Consider the following 23,654-nt stretch of genomic DNA (forward strand, 5'->3'; position numbering starts at 1 on the left):
CGCAGATCCGGAACAAAGAAATATAAAACTCAAATATAACAACTGTCAGATATACATATGTACAAAAATGCTAAAACCTTTTATCTATTTGTATCGTATTATTTTATGACTTCTTTTGCCCGCTCAATTTAGTGACGACCAGGTTGCCAACCTTGTTCCCCTGAACGATACCATTATCAATAGCATCCATAAAATGAATGCCTCCCCAAAATCTTGAAATAGCAGCTTCTTTAGCAGCCTGCGTAAACGAGTTGAAATGCCTTGGCGGGATACCATAACTTACTTCCACATCATCGGTATATTTAAAATTATCGCCCAGGTAATGCGTAAGGATAACCGCAGCCGTTGTTGAAACCACCGAATGCCCGCTGATATATTCTGGGAACGGAGGGGTTTGCAACAGGGGTTTCCAATGCGGGTCAATATACCTGCGAATGGCCGTTTCGGGCCTGATGCGGTTGGTGCGGTATTTGTCTTCCCAGCAGCAAATGAAACCATCCAGCAGGCCTATAGCTACAGCGGTATTGATCTGCACCGTTTTAGAGAAACCGGTTTTGGCCTGCTTACAGGCAATAGCCGTTATCCCCATCCAGTGTGCCCCCGGCGAGATCTTTTTTAGGCCAATAAGCATGTGCCCGTCATTTTGAACGGCAAAAGGGTTACAATCCCAAAAGTTGGCAATATCTTTTTCTTCCTGCTTTAAAGCATTGCCACTTTTGGCGTAGCTCATCTGCAAAAACTTATAAAAAAGCGAATTCTTATCGGTTGAAAAAGGAATAGGCGCATCAGGCACAAATTGCGCGGCCGAATCAAGCGTCATGGGCCGGATAGTGTTAAAATATGGCTCGACAGGTAGCATATAAGCAGGCGGGGTAAGGTCCCAGCTACCGGGTGTTTGCTTAAGCTTATAGCGTGGATAGTTACTTATTTTCCGGTAACCATCGGCCTTGGCATAAGCCAGGATCTGTTTACTGATTGTTTTGGCATAGCTTTTTGAGCTGTCGATCGCCTCACTGCTGAAGCCGACGTTCTTGCACGAATCAATAAAGGAAGACTCGTAGCCCAGCATTAAGGTACCCGATGGCAACAGCTTGGCAGATGTTTCAAACATGGCCAGTACTGCGCTTAGCTGATAATTATAATCGGTATTTTGTTTGGGGTGTTTGACATCCGGATATTGATTCAGTACACCGCGCATACTATGGATCTGTTTGTCGTTTTCGGCAACTACCTCATACCCGGCAAGGCAGGTATAAGCAAAAAAACGGGCGGCCAATGGCGGGTTAGTAACATCATGGATCATTACGCTGGTCATATGGCCAACAACTTTGCTCACGTCCTGGTTGGTTAGTTCGGGTTGCTTTTTCGGGCTGCAGCTTATCATCGCAAATAAGCCGCAGGCAGGTATTAGCATTAACAGTTTTTTCATTGCCTTTTTATTATTGCTTATATGCCTTTAGTTTGCCTTTATCAAGGGCAAATAGTAAAACATTATTTAATTGAAGCACGCTCCTAACATCTCCCCGAATGCTGAAGCCCGATTGCTGCTGGTTTATGTATTGGTAATTACCCTTGCCATCACCCTTTAGCAATACGCCATAGTTAGCATCATATTTACCAAAACGGATGCGGGCCTTGTTGATATTGCCGCAAAGCAGAAGATCCTCCTTGCCATCATGATCGTAATCAAATGAAGTAATGGTAAAAACCGGCGAATACTGGGCCTGTAAGGGTAATACCGCCTGCTTTAATTTTCCTTGTGCATTACTGACAAAACATGATGTAGCCAGTTCATTGGCTGTCAGTTTTTTTACATCCTTCATTTCTTCGGCAGTAAAAATCTTGTCCATTGTAGCATCGGCATAGCTTTTATAATCGGGGAACCGGCCGCGCATTACACTCATCTGGTCAAGCAATTCATCACGGCTTACAAAGGGGTAACTTTTATGCTGAATGTAAAAACAAAGCATCGGGTCGACGGAGCCGTTATCATCAAAGTCTTTATAAAACATTTCCGCAGGCTCGGCATCGCTTGCTTTACATTGCGTATTTAAACCAATGTTTCCGGCTATAATATCCGGATGGCCGTCATGGTTGATGTCGCTTACCTGTAAACAGTTCCACCAGCCGGCATATTTTTTATCAAAGTATTTTGTTGTGGCATCGGTTAGCTTAGTGACGCTATTTTCAAAAACCGTAATCGGCATCCATTCGCCGGCCAACACCAGATCGGGCTTTTTATCACCGTTCATATCAACCCAGGCAGCATCGGTCACCATCCCTATGTTCTTTATTGCCAGATTATATTTTACGGTTTCGTTGGTAAAATGCCCCTTGCCATCATTGATCAAAATATAGCTTTCGGGTGCTTCGGGATACTGCCCGGGTATTACCCTTCCGCCAACAAACAGATCAGGAAAACCATCTCCATTGATATCGGCCGCTTTTACACAGCTTTTACTGCTGATCATTTTGGGCAAGGCACCATTAGCTTTGCTGAAGTTTCCTTTACCATCGTTAAGGTATAACCTGTCCTGCAGCAGCGCGTCATCCGGTTTATAATCGGCATAGCCACCAGAGGCTACATACAGATCGGGCTTGCCATCGCCATTGGCATCAAAAAATAAAGCTGCGGCATCGGTACTGTTTTTATCGGCTTCAAAGGCGGCAACAGCCTTGCTTATAAATTTCCCATCTTTTTGCTGCAGGTATAAAACACCGGCTTTGCCATCATGTGCACCGGCATAAATATCCTCAAGCCCATCGCCATTTGCATCGCCTTTGGTAAGGATGGAGCCTGAAAACGATATGGAGTTAACCATTAACGGCTGCCTTTTAAAATCATTGGTGGTATTATCGCTTTCGCTGCCTGCGATAGGGGCAGGCACCTCTTTAAATATTGGATTGATCTGTTTTTGTACAGGACTACCATCCGTGGCATCCTTTTCATTTAAAACAAGCTGTTTATCGGCTTTTACTTTTTGAAGCACCAGCGATTTGCCGCTTTGCCAGGTAATCCTTAATGAATCAACCTGCTTATCTTTCCCCAGGCCAAAATGCAGTATCGTTGAAACTGACGACTGATAGCCCCGGTTAGGCATTTGCTCCAGATACTGGGTTTTATTACCCGAATAAATGCTAACCTTAGCTCCTACTCCCTGGGTATTTGCGCCGCCGCCATTTAATTTTACAGCTAAATAATGATTGTCATTTTGTTTAGCGGCCTGGTTTTCATAAACAAAAGCCGGCTGATTGATATTGTTTACCACCAGATCAAGGTCACCGTCATTATCCAGATCGGCATAAGCGGCGCCGTTACTGTTTGATGGCAGCGTTATGCCCCATTGTTCACTTTTATTGGTAAATGTGGTATTACCATTATTTTTAAACAGGTAACTTTTCATTTGCGATGAAGGCATCTGGTTAACAATATCCAGGAGGTCTTGCCGCATTACACGTCTGTCTTTGATGTTATCGCCCATAAACTTTAAAAAGTCCATGTTGGTATAGTCGCGGGTATATCCGTTACTTACAAACAGGTCTTTCCAGCCATCATTATCATAATCGGCAAAAAGGGGCGACCAGCTCCAATCTGTATTGGAGATGCCTGCCAGCTGTCCTATCTCGCTGAACGAGTTATTGCCATTGTTGATTTGCAGCATATTACGCATATACTGGTAATAAAAGCCAACCCTCAGGTTCAGGTCAAAAGCTTCATAATTATCAATGCCGAACAGCAGTTTTTGCCGTTTGTTATCTTCGGGAAGCATATCCAGGGTGTAGATATCGGGTTTGCCGTCGTTATTAATATCGGCTACATCATTCCCCATAGAATAAAACGAGCTATGGCCTATTTGTTTCTGGAGCTCATCGGCAAAACTGCCCTTCCCATTATTAATGTACAACCTGTCGGGAATACTATAATCATTGGATACATAGATATCCGGCCATCCATCGCCGTTAATATCGGCGATACCTGCTGCAAGGCCGTATGACAGTGGTGTATTGATAATGCCTGCACCGATGGTAACGTCAGTAAAATGATTATTGTCATTCCGCAGCAGCCTGATCCCCGATTCGTTATCCCTTTTGGCCGACATCTCCTTAACAAAGGCATCATCCATAATACTGATCCGGCCTGGGTTGTGGTTAATTAACAACAGGTCGAGATCGCCGTCCCGGTCATAATCAAAAAAGTATGCCTGTGTACTGAATGATGGAAAATCGAGGCCAAAATCAGCGGTCAGATCTTTAAACATGGGTACACCTGCAGCGTTGTTTCCCTGGTTTATGAACAGTTGGTTAACCCGCTTCTCGGCCCGTACTTTACCCGAATAACATATGTATATATCCAGCTTACCGTCACCGTTAACATCGGCCATGGTTACACCTGTTTTCCAGGGACCGGGCCGTCCTGCTACACCGGCATCAGCGGTGATATCCTTAAACTGCATATTGCCCTGGTTCAGGTACAATTTATTATCGGTCATGTTCCCTGTAAAATAAAGGTCCTGCAAGCCATCGCCGTTTAAGTCGCCAACAGCCACGCCACCACCATTATAAAAATACTCATACATCAGCACGTTGGTGTTTAATCCTTCGGTTAAGGTATTGGCGAAATCAACATGGGTTTGTTCCGGCTGCAACAGTTTAAACAAGAGTTGTGGTGAGTTGGCAGAGGGTTCATGATTACACCCTGCAAATAACATCAGCGTACATACAGCAGGAAACATCAAAAACGATCGTTCTTTTCGCGTTTTAAGCGGGAGGGGGCACCGGAATATCTTCATTTTGGTTTATTGTGGCTGCGATAAATAGGCATCGCAAATTTGATGTCAATATAACAATTATTCTACATGCAAAGCATTTTTAGAAAAATCGCTTTAAGAAGCTACATATAGTGACTCTGCAAATTGGAATTGCCTGTACTTATCCTATGATAAAGCCAAAGCGTATCATGATCCTCCTATTCAAGGGACAGCCGAATATGGTATTGTTTACTAATGCTGTCATAAGTAGCCATATGCGCATTAATATTTCCCTGTTTATCAACAAAGGTTTCGCCCCAGTTAAAGGGCTCCCAAATAAAAGTGCCTTTAACTTTATTACCAGGTAACGAAAAAGCTATATCATTTACCTCGCGTTTGCGCTGAGAATATTCCACCACTATCACATCCTGTGTATAACGGGCGGCGAGGTCGGTAAGGTTGTTGCGTAAGCTATCCGGTGTGCCATGCCACTCGGGATAATATGATTGGCCAATGATATCGAAATTAACGCCGCGTTTGAGCATGTTATCTACAAAGTATCTTGATTCTGCATTTTGCCCGCCGCAGGCAATATGCAGCATTACCCTGATGTTGCTGCTCACGCTTTTGAAACTGTTAATGCCAGCCTTTAAAAAGCCAGCCAGGGTATCCAGGTTTTTGACACGGCCGTCGGGCCATAAAATGCCGTGGTTAATTTCGTTACCTACCTGCACCATATCGGGCAGCGTGCCCTGCTTTTTTAGGGCCAGCAAGGTAAGCCGGGTAAATGCCTTTATAGAATCCTGCAGTTGCTGGTTGTTGAGCTTTTTCCAGGCAGCAGGTTTGTATTGCTTACCGGGATCGGCCCAGTTATCACTGTAATGAAAATCAAGTAAAAAGCCCATTCCGGCTTCTTTAATACGCAGAGCCATCTTTTTGGTATCTTCCAAACCACAATAGCCTTTTGCCGAATACCCGCTATCGGCCTTAGGATTATTGAATATACGAAGCCGTACATAATTAAAGCCATGATCTTTCAAAATAGTGAGAGGGTCCTTGTTTACGCCGTTATCATAAAACTTATGCCCTTCAGCTTCCAACTGGGGTATAAATGAAATATCGGCGCCCATGATCTGCTTAAACTTAACCGGAACGTTTTTGGCCGGCGAATATTTGTAGGACGATAAAGCCCCGGTGCATACCAGGCTAATTGCTATTAATAGCAGTTTGTTTATTTTAATTTTCATGTACCCCGCTTTGATAATCAAAAATACATAGTATATTAATCATAGCCCGGTAAAGGTTATCGAAATTAATCTACATCAACAAAATTCACACGCACATTATTTAATTTCATATCGTAAAAGGAATTGCCATAAATGGCGCCAAATGCAATTATTATGGATTTCACAGCATATCAACAGCTATTTTTCGATATTTTGAATACCCCTAATCCGCCGACTCCGTACGACAACCCGGATTATTTAAATTATACAAAGCTTAATTGGTCGCGCCAGCAGCGCTGGCTAAAGGTTGGCGTACTGAACCCGGATTTGACAAATGCCATCGAAAAGATCAGCAAACCACAGTTATGGACGGTTATTACCGAGGCCTGGTGCGGCGATGCTTCGCATACTATACCGTTCCTGCATCGCCTTTCGGAATTGAATCCGCTTATTAAAGTTAATTATCAGTTAAGGGATTCGCCGCCATTTTTGATTGAAAGTTACCTTACCAATGGCACCCGCTCAATTCCGAAGATCATTATTGCAGATGAAAATAATCAAGACCTTGCGACATGGGGGCCGCGGCCGGCTGAGTGCCAGCGATTATACCTGCAAATGGTGAAAGACCATATTGAAATGAGCGAAAAAAAGATAGCATTGCAGAAATGGTATAACGAGGATAAAGGTGAAAGTTTTCAGCTGGAGTTTTTAGATATTATAAATAAGCTATTATGATTCTGGTAAAAACAACTTTCGCCCCAACCCTATCTGAAGGCTACTGTGTGTGTGTACATATTTAAAAAATGTCATTTCGATAGAGCCGGACGGGCATGAACGATGAGGCGAAAGAGAAATCTTCTACATTAAGCTTTGCAACTGTGCTTGTAAAAGCAGGGCGTAGAAGATTTCTCCTCGCCTCCAACGCACAAATACCACCAAGAGCTCGTCGAAATGACATTTTTTTTAATAGTAAAATAAAAAAGATATGGCCACACGAGAGTTTTTTGTGCTACTATTTTACCTTAAGTTCTTTGCCCGCTATGTCTTCTCAGCGGTAATAGTGAAAAGTTTTATCGGTACTCATTACCACAAAAATGCCATGTTTAAAGGTACCATTTAAAGGAGTGGCGGTTATGTCACTGCCATCACTTTGTCTGGCGGCAACGTTGGCTATTTTCAAAAGTTTATGTTCAAAAGGGTTTGCTTTTGTGCCTTCCCTGCTGAAAATCTGGAAGCGGTTGGCGCCCTGATCAGATACCAGGATATAGCCCGTAGTGTCGGTTAATTTATAAATTGAGATCCCTTCATGGTCGGCATTAAGCCTGCGGTGCCGAATATAGCCAGCTCCTGGTCGCCTTTTTCGGGGTCGGCATAATACTGGCGTACACCTACCTGCTCTTCGCACAATCCTCGCTTCTATTTCTTTCACAAATGAATTCGCCAGTCTGCTCAACCCGCTTTTATTCTTCTTCCTGCGTTTCTTTCAGCTCATCTTCTTTTTTGCCTTTGCCCAAATGGATAATAGGTTTATCCTGGGTACCGGTGATAGTCATCGGGATGCCGAAGATACCGAAGGGCGGCAGCCCCAGCCTGAATTTCAGGTTCAGTTTGCCATCCAAACCCACCTGTCCTTCAAATCTTGGCCTGAAACCTGCAATCCGCATTTTGGTTCGTTCTATAGTCATGATGTTGTTAGCTATAGTACTTTTGATATCAACCTTTTTCACATCACCGTGGCCAACACTGTCATGACCGGTTTGCTTGCCAACCGCGCTTAATAATTTCAATCCGTATACTTTTACTTGTTTTACAGAAAGTACGCCACCGCCTTTTAATGATGGATAAACCGGTTTCATATCGCTGTTTAGCTTACCCGCAAGCTTATAGTCTAAAGATACAATACCTTGTACATGCTCGGCCGAAGTTGCCATATCATGAAACAACTTGATTTCGCGGTAGGCCCTCTGAATATCAAACTCTTTCGCGTTGATGTGATAATCAAAAAATGCTTTTTGCGGATTGATGCTGCCATAAGTGGCGTCCATCACTACAGGGGCACCTATCAGGCTGAAACCAGTTTGCTTAAGTACGATCTGCCCGTTGGTAACATTCATTGCGCCTTTGGCGTCACTGATATCCAAACCGTTGTATTTTACTTTTTTAACGTCAGCAGCAAAATTAAGATCAAGGTTTGCAGGCACCAGGATCACGCCAGATGATTTGGTTGGTTTGGCAGACGCAGGCACACCGGCAAAGGCCATGAAGTCATCGGCAATGATCAAATCACTCTTTAGATTAAACTCGCCTTTCAATGGCGAATTTGGCTGCATGGCATAGCCTATCACATTAGATAAAGCACCGTCAAGCACCACAATCGATTTACCGTAATTAGCCTTAAACTGATCAAACTTCATTTTGTCCTGATTAAAGCTGAATACGCCGTTGGTGATAAAAAATGGTTTAGGGAACAGCTCGGTAGTAAGCTTGATGTTCTTCACTTTCATGCTGCCCGAATTGTCCAGCTTATCATAGTGGCCCGAAGTAGCATCGCTTTGCTTGCCCTTCAATTTAAAGTTGGTGCTTACAAAACCATTTACATCATATCCTTTTACCGCAAATACTTTATAAATTTTGCCCAGGTCAAGGCTGCCGTGCGAGGCTACGTTGTAATCAAGGTCATCAAAATTGCGGAAATTGGCCCTCAGTAAAAATGGCTGCCCTTCAAAACTGAAAGACACCGGTTTAATATCCACCTTAAGCCCTTTTAGCGAGCCGGTGTTGTTAAAAATATTTACGCTAACCTGCACATTTTGCATGGGGTGCGGATAGTATTTGGTTTGGATATATCCGTTTTTCAGGTTGATCTCCGCATTGGTAACCGGGAAGATGCGTCGGGCCGGAATATACCTGCCTTTACTTTGCAGGTTGGCATCAAAATCACCGCGGAAATCAATACTATCAACCGGATAAAACTGCTTGATATCATCTAAATGGAATTTAGCATTCAACCCGGCATCAATCAATGCACCGGCTTTATTGCTTAATTTCAGATAGCCTTTTATGTAATTATTAAGTGCATTAATGTTTAGGTTGCGCACATCCATAGTGGCATTGGCAATATTATGATCCGGACAACCGGCATACAGGTCAAAACTGATATTGTTGATGGACTGCGGCAGCTTGCTGTATTTAAAATAGCCATTCCTGAAAGTTGACCTGAGTTTAAATTGGGGAATACTGGTTATCACGGTATCGACCTTTTGCCTTAGTCCTGTTTTCCTGATGCCGGTGGTGTACTTACCCTCGGCCAGTAAATGCAAACCATACCTTCCTTTTACCTGGAACGGCTTAATGCCAAACACCTTATACCATTGCTCCAGATCAATTTCGGTGTTCACTTTAGCATAAATGTATGGAGATTTGATTCCCTTTAATTTCAGTACCGAACCAAAGTAGTCCTTACCAATATTAAAATAAACCGAATCAATATTAACTTTTAAACTGTCGGGGTTGAGGCCAGGTAAACTGGCATCCATATTCAAGTACAGGTTTTTAACCGGCGCGGGGGTACTTTTGTTAACGATGGAACCGTCGCGCACTTTCATGCTGATACCCAGGTTAGGCATAATATTTTTTGAGGCGATGTACTTTCCGCTAAGATCAAGCTGGATGATGCCATTACCGCTGATATCCATGTTATCAACATATTTGGCGTATTCATCGGGGATGGCGGTAAAAACATCACCAAGGTCATTCTGATCGCTCCTGATCTTGAAATCCATATCATAACCATCTTTCAGGAACTCAAACCGACCCTTAAATTTAACCGGGAGCTTGTTAATAAGCAGGTCGTTTTTTTGAAATGCGAAGGCCAATGATTTGGTATTGATACTAGTTACGAGATCTGCATTTACTTTTTTCTTGAGCACGTAGGCCTTATTGCCGTAATAAAAATCTACTGACGCCGCGTCCACATGGCTATAAAGGTCAAAGATGTCTTTGCTTAAATCGCCGCTGCCTTTGTAGTTAAGTTCCCGCGCGTTGATCTGCATGGGCAACGAGCGATCGTCATAAACCAGGTGGCTTTTGTCTATCAGGATCTGTTCAATCCCTAATGATGCACTGGCGGTATCAGCTTTATTATCCTGTTTTGGGGGCGATGATTTGTAAACATTATAATTGGCTTTACCGGCACTATCAACCTGGATGTTGATCAACGCGTGATCAAGATAGATCCTGTTTACATTGATCTTGCTTTTAAAAACCGACGAAAGATCAATAGCCAGCGAAATTTCCTTAGCCGAAACCAAGGTATCATTCTGAAAAGGTACGCTGCCATTCAGCACAAAATCATTCAGTGTAAGCGTTAACGACGGGAATTTTTTAAAAAATGACAAGCGTGTACTCGAAAACGAAAGCTTGCTGTTTACGCTGCCTGCGGCCCATTGCTTTATCTTTTGCGTTACCGTTTCGGGAAAAAGATAAGGCAAAAGGAACATCAACAGCAATAAACTAACAACGGTGACAGCGCTTATTTTAAGCGTTTTAACCAATATTTTTTCCAAGGGGAGCGGCATAGAAATTATTATAGCTAACGAGCCATGAAAATAGTCATAAAACCTAAGTATTGGATATCAAATTATGATGATTGTAATGTTAGGGAAAGATGAGGGGAGTAATACGAACCACAAACTGAAGATTAAAAATCAACAAGTTTATTCTTACTTCTTTGCTGAAAATATCTAATCCAGGCTAACAAAATAGACATGCTAACGCCAATCGGCAATAACGTAAGTGGCATACTTGTAAAACAGAACCCAAGAATTACTAAAACCGTAATTATACTTAAAACGAATAATGTTCGCTTCCTCGCAAATATCGTTTCTAAGTGAATGATGTTAGCTTTGTTTTGGGCGTTATAACTATCTATAGCTAACTGAAAATCGGAGAGAAACTCTTTTAGCAACTTGTCGTTGCAGAAACTTTTATTAGCTTCTACTTTAAATTTTGTAGCATCCCCGAAGCCCAGGGTAAATACAATTCCATTTTTTCCATCGTAAATGTAATAGTACTTTAAGTCGCTAAAAGGAATATTAATTACTTGATCCTGTTCTATTGTTAAGCCATTTATAGAGAGCTTTGCGATCCCGGTTCTTTTAATTTGATGCTTGTTTAGCAAAAAGAACGCTATACCAGATCCTATTAGTACTATTACCGCTATACCAAGTGGTATGATATCCTTAAATAAAATACAACATAGGGATACCCCAAAAACTACAATCGCGAATGATAATGCAAACAAAAGATAAGCAAAACCTTGCCTGGTGTATTCAAATGTGTAATCCTGCATTTATGTTGTAACAGTTAAGGTTGAATGGACTAAAGATGCTAATTTACAGCGAGTTTTTGGAATTTCTTTTACTGGTCGAAGTTACGCTACCGCTAAACTTCGACCAGAATCGTTTTCAAACAACTAAGGGCCCGCTAATGCAGGCCCTTGGTCAAAATCAAAGGATCATCAGTTGCTTATTTAGCCGCCAACTTATCCCTTAAAGTTTTCATGTAATAACCGCCAATCACACTACGAGCCTGGAAGCCTACCATTTTACCATTGGTAGTTTCGTGCCAGTCACTTAACGGTACGCGCGATGAAGTTTCGGTAGCAAATTTGTAAACCGGTGCTACCAAAGCATTGAAATCAGCTCGGTTATCAGCCATCGCTGCAGTCCAAAGGATCCAATCGCTTTTGGTGTAGGTTTTACGGCTATCCAACGGTAAACCAAATTCGTTTTGATGTCCCAAATAGTATTTAAGCTCCTTATCGTAAACTTTTTGCGGGAACAATTTCAAGCCCAGTACTTTATCCCAAACCATGTTGTATTTCTGGCTCCAGGTATCTTTGCTGTCAAACACCAGGCCGTAATGGTCGCCGGCGTTGGCTTTTTCTTCCCATTTTTTGGCCATATCTTTAGCCATCGCTTTGTACTTTTTAGCGGTTGCGGCATCACCTAACATACCGGCTAATTCGCCGTAGGCATCAATGGCTACGATAGCTTTTACTGATAAGTTGGCATTATGCGCGAGGTGACCGGCAAAGTCATCAGTACACAATTGGCTACCCGGATCAAAACCTGATTTGGCAAGGTACTCAGTCCAGATAGTTAATGTTTTCCAGTGTTTTTTAGCATAGTTGGCATTGCCTTCAACTTTTGCTAAAGCAGCGTTAAGGATGATCATATTACCGCTTTCTTCAACCGGCATGTCCTCGCCATAAGTTTGGCCGTTAGCCAATGGATAAGTACCTAAATCGTGCGATGAGTAAGGTTTATTCCATTTACCGCTTTCGCTGAAATAGAAGATGCCGTTCATCATGCCCTTCAACAAATCAGGATTGTATAGCAGATACATTGGAGCCGAAGGGTAAGTAATGTCAACCGTATTGATAGAGCCATTGCTAAAATTCTCTTTAGATAAGAATAACAATTCGCCCTCCGGGCTTTTAACCAATTGGTGTGCGGCAATACTTTGACGATAAGCCATTACACATAACTTAGCATATTTTTCACCGCCGGCTTTAACAGCGTCGGCCCAGATCTTAGCATCTGTTTTTACACAAGTGCCAATTACTTTAGCGTAAGCTTTGGTAGCATCGCTCAGTACGCCTTCAATAGTAGCACCCGGAGCGTTCCTCCACCATGGCCTTAAATTGGTTTTAAAGTATTGAATAGCATAAATATCATCATACCCAACCGAAATAAATTTAGAGACCGGCGCAGCAGTCACTTTACCAAATGGTAATACTGTGCTTAACATGAATTGTTTACCAATAACCGTAGCTTCACCTTTTTGGGCGCCCAGGAATGATGATACCGCATCGCCTTCGGGAGTGATGTATTGTTTAGCACCTGCTGTTGACGAAGCAACATAAACATAGCCCCAGTCAATACGCAGGTTATCACCTTTTTTCTGTAATACCGGTTGTTCCACAGTACCAGCTTTTAAGAGCTTAAGGCCGTTTTGACTGTATTTTGATGCCGTAACTTCCTGTGATGGTGTATTCGCAGCCAGATTGCTTGATACCCCCTGATAGATCTGAACATCATGAGCCTTCCCATCGGTTGATTTCAATTGGTAAGTGATGTATGATACCGGGGTGGTAAGTAATTTCAAATCGCCCATAACCAATGGCGAAGTGAACGTAAGTTTCAGGTTTACCTCACCTGCTTTAAAGTTATATACGGTTTGGGTAGCTGTAACTTTAACGCTGGTTTGCTCAGCCAGTTTAACGGCTTCGTCATCCTTGCTCAACACTTCTTCAGCAAGACCGGCATCAATAAACGAGCCTCCGCCGGTGTTTTTGCAATGAATAGCCAAAACGTTTTCACCTGCTTTCAGATTCGATTTTGCACTGGCAGGCAACGCAACAGTTTCAAAATCGCCGTTAGCGCCACCTTCGGCAGCAATCTGCTGGCCGTTCAGGTATACTTCGGCTTCATCATCATGATAAACTTTCAGCATTAAACGGCCTTTCGGTAATTCGGCAATATTGAATTTACGACGAACCCAAATGTCTTTACCTCTCCAGTCGGTGCCTTTGCCTGCACGTTCGTCGCCAAATGGCGCAGCGCTGCTTTTCCAGGCCTGATCATTAAAGCCCGGTTTTTCCCAACCTTCTGCCGGGGCAGTTTCGGCCAGGTATTGACTGTTGTACGATTTTTCGTCGGTAGCTGCTAAAATGGTTTTATAATTAACGGCCGATGCGCCCATAAAACGGTAGTAATTGCCATCAACCTTAATGAGGCCCAGTAACGATTGGTCTTTCCCGGTCCAGTGTTTGGTGGTTGATTCATTTAACTTATCGGTGTTTGACCAGATGCTGAAATAAGTGTTGTGCGTGATCAGCGGATAAGACGGCATCTTATCTTGTGCCAGCGCTGTTTGTGCAACAAACGATGCTGCCAGTCCGGAAACAAGCAAGTACGTTTTTTTAAAAATGAGGTTCATAAACTACGTTTTACTTTTGGTTTTAATTTATTGTTGGTTTTTTATTATTTACTCTTGTTTCCCGGCTTTGGAAAAACCTGGTGCGTATTTGCCCAGATATGCCAAAGGCTATCCAGTTGGTGCACTTTTTCCGGGTATTTCGATTTCAGATCGGCAGTTTCGGTTTTATCCCGCGACAGATCGTACAAATGCCAGGTAGTATCATTACTCAGCGATACCAGCTTCCAGTTTCCTGAACGCGCATACCTCGCGCCGAAGTGCTCGTTAAACAAATCCTCATGACCGGGAGTATGTTTGCCTTTAAAGCTTGGCACCAGGCTGATACCTGTATTCGGTGGAATATTATGTCCCTTATATGTTTTAGGATATTTGGCCCCGGCCAGCTCAACAAAGGTACTCATGAAGTCCATCACATGACCTACATGGTCATTAAAGCCACCTCTATTAGCAGTAATTCCTTTTGGCCAAAAGGCGATCATCGGTGTATGGATACCACCTTCATATGATTCGGCTTTCCAATATTCATACGGCGTGTTGGCTACGTTTGCCCAACGCGGCCCGATTGACGAATAAGTAGTCTCCGGGCCCGGCAAAGCTTCTTTCTTTGTGGCATAAACAATTTTCCGTCCGTCGCGGGTTTCATTAGGGCGATCAAAACCCGGACCATAAGCAGCGCAGTTTTCAGCACTTGCCCCATTATCCGACAGGAAAACGATAAGGGTGTTATCCAGCTGACCCGTTTCTTTCAGCGTTTTAATAATGCGGCCTATTCCCTGATCCATCCTGTCGATCATGGCGGCATGAACAGCCATAGCCATGGCGTCCCATTCTTTATCAGGATTGTTTTCCCATTGCAGATCGCCTTTCCAGCGATCGGATAGCTTTGTTTTTGCAGGATCAATAACACCAAGCTTCACCATCTTTTTGTATCTCGCTTCGCGGATTGCCTGCCAGCCCGCTTTGTAGGTGTCTTTATATTTGGCAATATCCTCTGGCTTTGCCATCAGCGGCCAGTGCGGTGCATTTTCGGCAACGTACAAAAAGAACGGCTTTAACGATTTAGCGTAGCCTTTGATATAAGCTACCGCTGTATCGTTAATAGCATCTGTATGATAGTAGTTTTTGGGGACGGTTTTAATGGGCTTAGTACCGCTAACCAAACTAAAAGGATCGTAAAAATCGACCACGCCCCAAATGGTTCCAAAAAACTTCTCGAACCCGCGGCTGGTTGGGTACTGGCTAATGGGCGAAAAATCGCCAAAGTCTTTATGATGGTTTAACCAGACCATCTGGTCCTGCGCGTTAGGCTGTCCGTTGGTGTTGGACACATGCCACTTTCCCGACATGGCGGTATGGTAACCTGCGGATTTCAAAACTTCGGCAAGGGTTACCGCGTTGTCTGTGATATGACCGAGATAGCCGGGTTCGTCTTCGGCATCGGTCATTTTGCCTATGCCTGCCTGTTGATTGTATAAACCGGTAAGTAAAGATGCTCTTGTTGGGCAGCAACGCGATGTGTTATAGAATTGCCTGTAGCGGATACCATTTTTAGCAAGGTAATTGATGTTGGGGGTATTCACCTCACCGCCATAACAGCCCAGATCAGAAAAACCCATATCATCGGCCAGGATCACGATAATATTCGGGCGTCTCCTTGCCTGCTCAGGTTGCTTCACGATTTTAGTTTGCCACGCAACTGAAACAAGCGCTATTGCACCGGCACCAACTAAACCGGCATATAGTTTATATTTATTCATAGGTGATCAAAATACCTGCGCCAGTTCGGTTAAATTTACGTTTTAATAAAGCAGGAAGGTTAAAAAATGACCGAGGCTTTTATGCCTGAACATATAGCACTACGGACAGTTTTACACATTCCAAATTAAAGCAATCATTTTACACAAAACGGCTCAATCATTGGTAAAATCGTATCATTTTTGTGATGAATTTTTAAATTAACCGTAAGGCATATGAGCTTATATACATCACTCTCCGAAAGACTAAAAACCCAGCATCTTACCATAGAACAATTGGTTGCCTATATAAGCAACGATAAATTAATTACGCCACCGGTACCCGGCAAATGGAGCGCTTTAGATAACATAGCCCACCTGGCCCGGTACCAGAAAATATTTACAGACCGTATACACCTGATATTGAATGAAGATACGCCTGTTTTTGATCGTTACACCGGAGATCTCGATCCTGAGTTTATACCTTTCAAATCAATGGGTTTAAGAGAACTGCTGGACATGATAAATACGGACAGGACAACAATTATCGATCTGTTGTCGGGCCTTAGTGACACCGAATTGTCGCGCATTGGCGTACACCCTAAATATGGCAGGCTAACTATCTTAAAATGGGCCGAGTTTTTTGTATTGCATGAGGCCCATCATTTATTTACCATTTTTCAGTTGGTTAACGGTGCCGAATAATTTTATCTAACAAAAAAGGCAGCCCAATGAGCTGCCTGTGGTTTCCATTGAAAATTTTTATTTACTGTGCCAGTTTAACCTCAACACGACGGTTAAGCACACGGCCATCTTCGGTAGTGTTATCAGCTATCGGTTTGCTTTCGCCCCAGCCTTTTACAGTAAGGTTATCGCCGTTAACACCGCTGTTTACCAGGTACAATTTTACAGAGTTTGCCCTATCTACAGATAATGACATGTTATGCTCGGCAGTACCTTCGGCTGAAGCATTGCCATTTAAAACGAATTTCGCCGACGGATCTTTTTTCAGTTCTTTAACAATATGATCTAAAGTTTGGTACGAAGCAGTTTTTAACACTGCTGAGTTAAACTCAAACTGGATATTGCTGAAATTATAATCTGGTTTCTCCGGTGCAGGAGCAGGTGCCGGCGGAGGGGTTGGCGCCGGTTTTGGTGCGGGCGGAGGTGTTGCAGCTTGTTGTGTTGGCTGGGCCGGTGGCGGTGTTTGCACAACCGCTTTTTTGGTTTTGCAGGCTTGGGTAGTGATAGCTAAAACAGCTATTGCAAGAGCTAATAAAGGTGTTTTTAGAGTTTTCATATCTAATGATTTGCGTAAACATAAAAAACGTTGGCATAATGTTTATAGTGCCTAACCATAATTTTATGGCTGGATAACGCTTTTTACATACTGATGTAGATTATTTAATCAATAGTTATGCCATTTGCCAATTATTGAGTTGAAACTTTATTCCCCTTACTGTATTTAGATTGTTGTTAAGTATATTGTTAAACTTATCTGCACATTATAACGAGTTATTATGACCAAAGCAATCTATCTTTTTGAATCAATATCCGATGTTATCAATTATTTGAAAAGCCATTTAGATGAAACCGACATTACGTTATATGAGGGTGCAACCGATCAACAGATAGCAGAGCTTGAAAATAGTGCAGGTGTTAAGTTGCCCAACGATGTTAAACAATTTTATAAGTTTAGTAATGGTTTTATATCCGACGAGGACCAGTTTCGTATCGTTCCGCTTAATGAACTTTTATCTCACGACAGAGGGCAAAATATATTATACATTGGCGAATATTTGTGTTATTGTGACACGTGGGCATTGATCATCAATCCTGAAAACAATTGTTATCAAATAAACCATCCGGACGAAAGGGGTTTTGTGCTAACCAATTCTTTTTCCGAATTTCTTTCAAGGTTTTTTATAGGAGGCGTATTTGAACAGAATGGCCTTTATGATTGGCGGGATAAGATAAAATCAAAAGAAACCGAATAGCGCCCCTTCAAATCCCCTATACTTCAAAAACAGCTACCCAATTTCATTGCCTATCGTTATCTTGTCGGCACCATTATAAACCATCGCCATGAAAAAATTATTTGCTGCAATTTTATTTGCTGCCATAACCTTAACGCAATTTTCTTTTACTACAGAACAATCAAAACGCGATAAATCACCCACAGAGAAAATCGCCGAACAAACCCTGAAAAAGCAAATAATGACCGAAGCTGCCTGGACCATGCAACAGCAGCCGGTTACAGTTACAGCGACATCTTCACCCAGAAGTGCGGGCGGTAAACACGACTTTTTTTCAGAAGCCGATTATTTCTGGCCGGATCCTAAAAACCCGGACGGCGCATACATCAACCGTGATGGCATGACCAACCCGGATAATTTTGTAGAACACCGCAAAGCCATGATCCGCTTTAGCAAGATCATCGGCGCTCTGGCATCGGCCTATAAAATAACCGGAGATGTAAAATATGTTAACCAGGCTGTAATCCACCTTAAAGCCTGGTTTATTGATCCCGAAACGTTGATGAACCCCAGTCTTTGGTTCGCCCAGGCAGTTAAAGGGCAGTTTACCGGCCGTAATTATGGTATTATCGATACTATTCACCTGATGGAAGTTGCGCAAGGCATTATCGTGATGGAAAAAGCTATGGACGCCGAAACTACAGCCGCTGTTAAAAAATGGTTTACCGATTATACCAACTGGCTCATGACCAGTAAACCCGGTATGCAGGAAAGGGATGTTAAAAATAACCATGCCACCTGCTGGGCTATGCAGGTAGCTTCCTTTGCCAAACTTTGCAAAAATGAGGTTGTGCTTGATTCGGTGCGCGTGCGATACAAAACGATATTGCTCCCCCGCCAAATGGGCACCGACGGCAGCTTCCCCTTAGAGATGGCACGTACCAAACCCTATGGCTACTCTATTTTTAACCTCGATGCCATGACCATGCTGTGCCAGATCCTTTCAAGCCCGCAGGATAATTTATGGAACTTTGAAACACCGGATGGTAAATCCATCAAAAAAGGAATAAGTTATTTATATCCTTTCGTGGCAGATAAAAGTAAATGGACTTTAAAACCCGACGTAATGTATTGGGACAACTGGCCTATTGCGCAGCCTTTCCTGCTATTTGGCGCTAATGCCTACCATGAAAAAGCATGTTTAACAACCTGGCAAAAACTGGATCATAACCCTCAGGTTGAAGAAGTTATCCGAAATTTACCCATCAGGCACCCGCTTATCTGGTTTTAAATCGGGTAAGCGATTTTCCCACTCAACGCTTTTTCCCGTCTATAATAATATATAAACTGTGAGTTAAGCGTATCATCAAAATATTTTTTTGTCGGGAAGGCGGGTTTTCTCCGTATATCATCACACTACAAAAGCACTACCACGCTTGTGATCGAATCGTATTGAGGTTATTATAAGGTATTTATAATAAGATGTTTATATAATTTTACCAATACAAAAACATCTATTATACCTATTAACGTGCCTTTCCTGGTATTAGTATATGATATTCATAAGTATCATGAATTTGGTTAACAGGTTTGTGTTTTATTGCCCGGCTTATTTATAAACCAAATAATACATCTAAAACCACTTAACAAATTTAACTTATGAGATCGAAACTTAACTCTTACCTCCTTGGCCTGATCCTGGCTGCACTCGCCGTGCTATCATCCTGTAAAAAGGATAACATGAACCAGTTTAAAACCGGCAGCGATTCAAACACCGATAACAGCAGCAAGCCGGTCTCTGTTAATAATGCTGTACCTGTCGCCTCGTTTAAAGTAATTGGTTACCTGCCCAGCTGGCAGGGCGATGTAAATGCTGTTCAATACAGCAAACTGACCCACGTTAACTACGCCTTTCTTACCCCCACCAATACCGGAGGGCTGAACCCGCTTGATAACCTTTCAAAATTCACCAGCCTGGTATCAAACGCACACAGTCATAATGTTAAAGTAATGATATCTGTAGGCGGTGGTGGTGGTGGCGATGCCTTCCATCCCATTGTTGCCAATGCCGGTTACCGTACCACTTTTGTTAATAATATGGTCAACTTTTGTAACCAGTATAATGTTGATGGCGTGGATATCGACTGGGAGTTCCCATCGGCAGGTACTGAAACCAGTAACTTTTATTTATTACTGCAGGAATTATCTACTGCCATGCATAACAGCGGCAGGTTATGTACCATCGCCTCCATCTCGGTTGGGGCTACTTACGTTACCAACAATATGTTCTCTATCCTTGATTGGATCAACATCATGGATTATGACGACAACAACTTCCAGCACTCTACCTACCAATCGGCTGTTGATTGTTTAAGCTATTGGGCAAACCGTGGTTTACCTGCAGCCAAAACTATTCTGGGGGTTCCGTTTTATGCCAGGGATAACCGGTACGATTATTCGACCATGAACTATGTTGATGTTTTAGCGATAGGCGGTAGCCCTAACTCGGATACCTTTCAAACTTTTGGCTATAACGGTATCCCAACTATTAAAAGCAAAACCACCCTGGCACTTAACCAGGCAGGCGGTATGATGATCTGGGATTTGGGCGGCGACGCTTCTTCAGGTGCCAACTCCCTGCTTTCGGCCATGAACACTATTATTACCGGCGGAACTACCAATCCTCCGCCAGCTCCTCCAATAGGCACTGTAATATCGCTTAAAGGCTTTAATGGTAAATATGTAAGCGGCGAAAACGGCACGCAGGCTATGACCTGCAACCGCACCGTCGCCGGCGACTGGGAACATTTCACCGTTCTTGACGCAGGCAACGGCAAAATCTACCTGCGCAGCATGGGTAAATATGTATCATCAGAAAACGGCACACAAGCCATCACCTGTAACCGCACCACGCCAAGCGACTGGGAAAAATTTGACTGGATAGTTACCACCGATGGCAAGATCACACTGCGCGGAAACAACGGCAAATTCATCTCAAGCGAAAACGGAACGCAGGCCATGACCTGTAACCGGACCACCGCTTCAGGATGGGAAGCATTTGGGTTAAATCAATAAACTATTAACTGCTTATACCAAAGGCCGGGGCTATGATTTTAGTATCATAGCCCCGGCTGTTTTTCAGAGGATTGGTATATTCTTTTAATGTATTTTACTTCGCAAACCTCGGCAGCAGGTTAGTCGCGGCACCCATCATTTTTATTTTGTAGCGATAACCACCTCCAAAAGAATCCTCCTCTTTTAAAAACTCATGGTTCTTTTTACTGATCCAGTAGGTTTCGGTAAAATGGCGGCCATTGTAATCGCTTTCGTTATATAGCTTCCAGCAATCAACTTTGTTACCATCCAATGTGGTAATTAACTCACTGCCGGTTACTTTGTATAAAACATAAAGCGGTGCAGGGATCCCGGCCTCATAAAAAGGGATAGCAAAACTTTTGCCTTCGGCAAGCGGTAACATCTCGAAGGTTTCAATGTCTAAATTCCAATTGAAGTTGGCGAAGGTAAAATCAAGCTTAAAATTCTTAGCCTCGTTATTGGCAATGGTATCGGCACTTATCACTTTATCGGCAGCCCAGTTAAAGGCTTTTGTTTTTTTGCCGATGGTTTCTGAATGATAAATCGGCGCGAAATCAGGTACTTTATTAATGGAATAAATGGAACGGTATGATAAGCTATCGCTTCCATACCAGTGCTGGGTTATGGTAAATACCTTTTCACCGTTACGGGTTTCGAGGTTTATATCGCGCAGCCAAAGCCAAAATTTCAGGCTCCGGTTGTCCTTTGTATTTTGAAAATACACAAGGTATTGCTTTAGCCCGGGTTTAAGCGCAGATGTAAGCAGGCGTTTGTCTTTTACACGGATGGTATCAGTTTGAGCAAATACTTTAGGCGTATGCGATAGCAGCAGCAACAAGCTAAGGCTTACAGCTACTAATTTTTCGGCTAATTGTTCGGTTTTCATGATAATTTGATGGTTTGATAAGGATACTTTTCTGTTAACAATTCAAAACTGTCTTTTATCAACCATCCGATGAAACCGGTTAAACCGCTGCCGCGTTCTTTTTAGCCTACTACTGTATTTATTCAATAATATACCTGCAGACCAACTTATTGAACATTTAGTGCCATTTATTGAATAAATGCCGGCAACTATTTAAAACCGGCATCCACAAACAAAAAGCTTAGTAATTTTAAAAATGCAACTATTTAAAACCCGCCCATCCATTACACAACTCCAGCTCTTGATATGGTTAGCGGTGTCGCTGTTGCTATTTTTTTCTTATCTGCCGATGGATGGAGCAGGCCAATCGGCTGTTTATACCATTGTTAACACTACGTTTTACGCAGCTATCATATATGGTAACATCCTCTTCCTGTATCCTGTATTTTACCAAAAGGAAAAATATGTTTGGTATGTATTACTTGTCATCATTTTTTTAGTGGCAACGGGTGTGCTCCGGGGTTATTCAACCCTGCTTATTTATAATACCTTTTTTGCAAAAACACCAGAGCATATCAGTCAAAAAGCCATCATTAATTATGTTTCGGGCGGAGTGCTCATTTTCATTATGAGCCTGATCTTTCGCATAGCGATAGCTTATTTTAAGCTAAAGCAGCAAACGGAAGAGATTATGATTCAAAAAAGCCAGGCCGAACTAAATCTACTTAAATCACAAGTGCAGCCGCACTTTTTGTTCAATACACTTAATAATATTTATTACGAAGCTTACCGCGAGGCTCCCCGTACCGCGGCATTGATTGAGCGGCTTTCGGACATTATGCGCTATTTTGTTGATGAAAGCCCCAAGGATGATGTAGCCATCGGTACCGAAGTACAGTTTATTGAAAACTATATCGCATTAGAAAAAATCAGGATCAGGCATGAGGTGGTTGTTTTTTTTGAAAAGAATTTCAATTCGGATCTGCGCATCCCGCCTATGCTGCTCATGACCTTTGTAGAGAATATTTTTAAGCACGGCATCGACAAATCGAGCGAACAAAACCTTATTGGTATATCTTTGGTTCAGCAGGGTGATTATCTTTTTTTTAAAACCAACAATGCTATCCATGCCGAAGTAGCAAGCAAACGCGCTGCCGGTTTCGGCATTGTCAACTTAACCAAAAGGCTAACCATGCTGTACGGTTCAAATTTTGACCTGAAAATTGATAAAAGTAACAACACATTTGCCGCGTTTTTAAAGATCCCGATAGCATGAATTTAAGCTGTATCATAATTGATGACGAACCTAACGCGGTTAACCTGCTGGAGATGCTGGTGCAGCAAAGTACGCAGTGGCAGCTTAAAGCCAAATGTTATAATGCGCTTGAGGCACTGGCCTTTTTAAAAACCAATAAGGTTGATTTTATTTTCCTGGATATCAACATACCGCAATTAACGGGCATGGAGCTGGCAGGCTTGCTTCCACCGCAAACCAAAATTGTGTTTACCACTGCCTATTCAGAATACGCTGCCGAAAGCTATACCTATCAAACTATTGATTATCTGCTGAAACCAATCACACTGAAACGTTTCCTGGCAGCCATGCAAAAAATTGAAGGGTATTTTGGCAAGTCCGAACCGGTGATGCAACAAACCCCGGTTAATGATGAGGGCTATTTCTTTATAAAATCGGGCAAAGTATTACGCAGGATCCTCCTGGACGAGATCTTATACTTTGAAGGCGAAAAGGAATATGTACGGCTTGTTACCAGTCAGGAACAGTTATTAATTTACCGCAGGCTCAAGGATATTGAAGAGCAGCTTTCGGCTCCCTTTGTGCGGGTACACAACTCTTATATTGTAAATACCAAACAACTGGTAAAAATTCAGGACAACCATATTTATATCGCGGATAAACACATCCCTGTAAGCGAAAAATTTAAAAATGGCTTTATGAAACTTATTAATAGGAGGATATTTTAAATCTTACATGAACATCTCCGCTT

Annotated in this window: 17 protein-coding genes; 7 read left to right on the plus strand and 10 right to left on the minus strand. The window is 42.6% G+C overall.

From position 1 onward, the window contains the following. Positions 1 to 103 precede the first annotated feature (103 nt). The 3 genes from DIU38_RS22065 to DIU38_RS22075 form a co-directional block, all read right to left on the minus strand. Entirely contained in the window at positions 104 to 1,429 is a 1,326-nt protein-coding gene (locus tag DIU38_RS22065) for a vanadium-dependent haloperoxidase (protein ID WP_112657435.1), read from the minus strand. 10 nt (positions 1,430 to 1,439) lie between these two features. After that, entirely contained in the window at positions 1,440 to 4,658 is a 3,219-nt protein-coding gene (locus DIU38_RS22070) for a VCBS repeat-containing protein (RefSeq protein ID WP_208057743.1), read from the minus strand. A 308-nt stretch (positions 4,659 to 4,966) separates the two neighbouring features. Then, a complete protein-coding gene (locus tag DIU38_RS22075) occupies positions 4,967 to 5,995 on the minus strand; it encodes a glycoside hydrolase family 53 protein (protein ID WP_112651560.1) in 1,029 nt (342 codons plus the stop codon). Positions 5,996 to 6,148: 153 nt separating this feature from the next. Here DIU38_RS22075 and DIU38_RS22080 point away from each other — a divergent pair, with 153 nt between their 5' ends. Next, a complete protein-coding gene (locus DIU38_RS22080) occupies positions 6,149 to 6,709 on the plus strand; it encodes a thioredoxin family protein (protein WP_112651786.1) in 561 nt (186 codons plus the stop codon). Between the two features lie 313 nt (positions 6,710 to 7,022). Here DIU38_RS22080 and DIU38_RS22085 read toward each other — a convergent pair whose 3' ends face one another. The 5 genes from DIU38_RS22085 to DIU38_RS22105 form a co-directional block, all read right to left on the minus strand. Next, positions 7,023 to 7,403, minus strand: coding sequence for a phytase (locus DIU38_RS22085; protein ID WP_243770683.1), 381 nt, complete (start codon positions 7,401 to 7,403; stop codon positions 7,023 to 7,025). Positions 7,404 to 7,434: 31 nt separating this feature from the next. Next, positions 7,435 to 10,551 carry an AsmA family protein gene (locus tag DIU38_RS22090; protein ID WP_112651562.1) on the minus strand — a complete coding sequence of 1,039 codons (3,117 nt, stop codon included), beginning with the start codon at positions 10,549 to 10,551 and terminating at the stop codon, positions 7,435 to 7,437. A 122-nt stretch (positions 10,552 to 10,673) separates the two neighbouring features. Further along, positions 10,674 to 11,324, minus strand: a complete 651-nt coding sequence (locus DIU38_RS22095) for a hypothetical protein (RefSeq protein ID WP_112651564.1) — start codon at positions 11,322 to 11,324, stop codon at positions 10,674 to 10,676. Between the two features lie 176 nt (positions 11,325 to 11,500). Next, the gene (locus tag DIU38_RS22100; protein ID WP_112651566.1) at positions 11,501 to 13,978 is read right to left on the minus strand and encodes a glutaminase family protein; all 2,478 of its coding nucleotides are present in this window, start codon (positions 13,976 to 13,978) and stop codon (positions 11,501 to 11,503) included. 44 nt (positions 13,979 to 14,022) lie between these two features. Continuing rightward, positions 14,023 to 15,735 carry an arylsulfatase gene (locus DIU38_RS22105; protein ID WP_112651568.1) on the minus strand — a complete coding sequence of 571 codons (1,713 nt, stop codon included), beginning with the start codon at positions 15,733 to 15,735 and terminating at the stop codon, positions 14,023 to 14,025. 213 nt (positions 15,736 to 15,948) lie between these two features. Between DIU38_RS22105 and DIU38_RS22110 the strand changes: the two genes are divergently transcribed. Then, the gene (locus DIU38_RS22110; RefSeq protein ID WP_112651570.1) at positions 15,949 to 16,416 is read left to right on the plus strand and encodes a DinB family protein; all 468 of its coding nucleotides are present in this window, start codon (positions 15,949 to 15,951) and stop codon (positions 16,414 to 16,416) included. Between the two features lie 61 nt (positions 16,417 to 16,477). Here the strand turns inward: DIU38_RS22110 and DIU38_RS22115 are convergent, their stop codons facing one another. Then, positions 16,478 to 17,011, minus strand: coding sequence for an OmpA family protein (locus tag DIU38_RS22115; RefSeq protein WP_090530934.1), 534 nt, complete (start codon positions 17,009 to 17,011; stop codon positions 16,478 to 16,480). A gap of 220 nt (positions 17,012 to 17,231) precedes the next feature. On the opposite strand from DIU38_RS22115, the gene DIU38_RS22120 reads away from it, so the two are divergent. The 3 genes from DIU38_RS22120 (at position 17,232) to DIU38_RS22130 (ending at position 20,762) form a co-directional block, all read left to right on the plus strand. Continuing rightward, positions 17,232 to 17,708, plus strand: a complete 477-nt coding sequence (locus DIU38_RS22120; protein ID WP_112651572.1) for an SMI1/KNR4 family protein — start codon at positions 17,232 to 17,234, stop codon at positions 17,706 to 17,708. Positions 17,709 to 17,796: 88 nt separating this feature from the next. Further along, complete coding sequence (locus DIU38_RS22125; protein ID WP_112651574.1) at positions 17,797 to 18,978, plus strand: alginate lyase family protein; 1,182 nt, start codon at positions 17,797 to 17,799, stop codon at positions 18,976 to 18,978. Positions 18,979 to 19,346: 368 nt separating this feature from the next. After that, the gene (locus tag DIU38_RS22130) at positions 19,347 to 20,762 is read left to right on the plus strand and encodes a glycosyl hydrolase family 18 protein (RefSeq protein ID WP_112651576.1); all 1,416 of its coding nucleotides are present in this window, start codon (positions 19,347 to 19,349) and stop codon (positions 20,760 to 20,762) included. Between the two features lie 94 nt (positions 20,763 to 20,856). Here DIU38_RS22130 and DIU38_RS22135 read toward each other — a convergent pair whose 3' ends face one another. Then, entirely contained in the window at positions 20,857 to 21,669 is an 813-nt protein-coding gene (locus tag DIU38_RS22135; protein WP_112651578.1) for a DUF3108 domain-containing protein, read from the minus strand. Positions 21,670 to 21,904: 235 nt separating this feature from the next. Between DIU38_RS22135 and DIU38_RS22140 the strand changes: the two genes are divergently transcribed. Both DIU38_RS22140 and DIU38_RS22145 read left to right on the plus strand, forming a co-directional pair. Continuing rightward, positions 21,905 to 22,924: a sensor histidine kinase gene (locus DIU38_RS22140; protein WP_112651580.1), complete on the plus strand. Its 1,020-nt coding sequence runs from the start codon at positions 21,905 to 21,907 to the stop codon at positions 22,922 to 22,924. Next, on the plus strand, positions 22,921 to 23,631 hold the full coding sequence (locus DIU38_RS22145) for a LytR/AlgR family response regulator transcription factor (RefSeq protein ID WP_112651582.1): 711 nt from the start codon (positions 22,921 to 22,923) through the stop codon (positions 23,629 to 23,631). Before DIU38_RS22140 ends, DIU38_RS22145 begins: the two co-directional genes overlap by 4 nt. The last annotated feature ends 23 nt before the right edge of the window (positions 23,632 to 23,654 follow it).

Origin of the sequence: Mucilaginibacter metallidurans, assembly GCF_003286435.2 — a bacterium.
In the GTDB taxonomy this organism is placed as follows: Bacteria; Bacteroidota; Bacteroidia; order Sphingobacteriales; family Sphingobacteriaceae; genus Mucilaginibacter; species Mucilaginibacter gossypii.